Source organism: Yersinia rohdei ATCC 43380 (assembly GCF_000173775.1).
GTDB lineage: Bacteria > Pseudomonadota > Gammaproteobacteria > Enterobacterales > Enterobacteriaceae > Yersinia > Yersinia rohdei.
Genome location: NZ_ACCD01000077.1, coordinates 1 through 1,143, shown reverse-complemented (window position 1 = coordinate 1,143; position 1,143 = coordinate 1). Strand labels below are relative to the sequence as shown.

The window sequence follows — 1,143 nt, the reverse complement described above, 5'->3', positions numbered from 1 at the left end:
ACTGCGAAGGAAGTCTGGAAAGGCTCGATCGTTCAGTCCCGGGTTAACCTTAGAAATGGTGATGGTTCGACAGGTTCAGGGCTAGAATACGCCTGGAAAAAACATGGTGGTGAATGGGGTGCTAATAAATCACACTTCACAATGACGAAGGATGAGCTGAAAATGGTCTTGCAGTCAGATACTGTTGTTAAGACACCAGTGCAATACTCACCATCTACTGGTAACTATATTCGTACTGTGGATATGGGGAAAAATATTGGTGTTGATGCAATGAACAACAGTATGCCAACGTCAATTATGACGGTCATCACTGATAAGAAAGGTAATTTGGTCAATACGTTCCCAGGTAAAACGGTGGTGAGGTAATTATATGTTCATTGTTTACTTATGGGATAAAGTTATTGGTGAAAGCATTACCTCATTGGAAGACTTTCCAGGGAATGAAAGTTTTTTAATCAGGGATGATCACTGTAAATACCCATTGTTATCTGAGTTATCTAACTGTGATATGGAGCTTTTTAGTGATGAGCAACTTGCAGATCTTCGTAAAGAGATTAATAACCTGATGAAAGATGAATCATCAGAGCAAGATGTTCATGATTACCTATTATCTGTGGTTGCACTAATAGATCAGGCTGATCGCGATAATAAGAGTATTTTATTTTCGCCGTTTTAATGAACCACCTCGACCAATGGCCGAGGTGGCTGATCTCAAATCCTAAATCCTCCCACTTCCCGCCGCTGCAACCGGATAACACCGGGCGCAGCGGCAAGATCCTGTTACTTTGCATCGGTGATACCAGACTCGGTGAGCTAATCCTCGACGGGTATGAGCAACGACGGCCATGCCGAAGGCACTACTCAGGCGGCGGTCTCGGATGGCACTATCACCATTCGCGATACCGATAAACAACAGCAAAATGTCGCTGACCTGAGCCGTGACGTCGAACACGCCAACAATGGCGGAAGTGATTCACAATATGACTACTGACCCGGTCACGGGTAAGGTGAACACCGAAGCTAACCTGATGGCGCATGCGGTATTGGGTGCTGTCATGGCGCAGATAAACGGCAACAGTGCGCTGGCGGGGGCTTCAGGTGCAGTGATGGGTGAGTATATCGCCCAGCAGATGTCCCCAGGGA

The 1,143-nt window shown here is 46.1% G+C and carries 1 protein-coding gene and 3 pseudogenes; all 4 read left to right on the top strand.

All coding sequences use genetic code 11. The features are described 5' to 3' along the window. Positions 1-366: pseudogene (locus YROHD0001_RS0119140) on the top strand (VENN motif pre-toxin domain-containing protein); the annotation flags it as partial. Between the two features lie 4 nt (positions 367-370). Beyond that, positions 371-676 carry a hypothetical protein gene (locus tag YROHD0001_RS00080; RefSeq protein ID WP_004716951.1) on the top strand — a complete coding sequence of 102 codons (306 nt, stop codon included), beginning with the start codon at positions 371-373 and terminating at the stop codon, positions 674-676. Positions 677-826: 150 nt separating this feature from the next. Then, positions 827-961, top strand: a pseudogene (locus YROHD0001_RS20650) (hemagglutinin); the annotation flags it as partial. Beyond that, a pseudogene (locus YROHD0001_RS21010) lies at positions 954-1,143 on the top strand (VENN motif pre-toxin domain-containing protein); the annotation flags it as partial. The pseudogenes YROHD0001_RS20650 and YROHD0001_RS21010, both read left to right, overlap by 8 nt.

Excerpts from the sequence above, each read along its gene's own strand:
- YROHD0001_RS00080 (WP_004716951.1), top strand. The coding sequence starts at position 371 with ATGTTCATTGTTTACTTATGGGATAAAGTTATTGGTGAAAGCATTACC.